Source organism: Alcanivorax profundi (assembly GCF_003597125.1).
Classification (GTDB): Bacteria; Pseudomonadota; Gammaproteobacteria; order Pseudomonadales; family Alcanivoracaceae; genus Alcanivorax; species Alcanivorax profundi.
This window is the reverse complement of record NZ_QYYA01000129.1, coordinates 1-434: the sequence shown is the minus strand read 5'-3', so window position 1 is coordinate 434 and position 434 is coordinate 1. Positions and strand designations below refer to the sequence as shown.

At 47.0% G+C, this 434-nt stretch carries 1 protein-coding gene; it reads right to left on the bottom strand.

What is annotated here, in order from left to right; all coding sequences use genetic code 11:
- Positions 1–434 (bottom strand): bifunctional hydroxymethylpyrimidine kinase/phosphomethylpyrimidine kinase (locus tag D4A39_RS19255; RefSeq protein ID WP_199699502.1); only part of this gene is annotated, 434 nt, incomplete at both ends.

The window sequence follows — 434 nt, the reverse complement described above, 5'->3', positions numbered from 1 at the left end:
GGCTCGACCAGATGGCAGGGGCATAGATGATATGGGCAGGACGGTACTTGGTCAACGCATCGATGACCACATTCAGCGTCTCCACCCTGCGTATCATACCAATCTTCACAATATCAGGCTGCATATCGTTCATGATAGCCTCAATCTGCCCCGAAACAATCTCGGCAGGAATATCGAAGAACTCCTGAATACCAAGCGTATTCTGCACAGTGATGCTGGTTATCGCCGCAACAGCATAACCGCCCAACTCGGCAATCGTCCTGATGTCTGCCTGCACACCAGAGCCTCCGGTGCTGTCTGAACCTGTAATCGTTAATATCATATCCTTAAACTTTGAACCCGATGATAAGTTTGAGGGCAAAGATACAAAAAAAGAGCGAATAATCCGCAGAATTTGCAGATAATTCGCTCTTTTTTTATTCTCCAGTGAGATC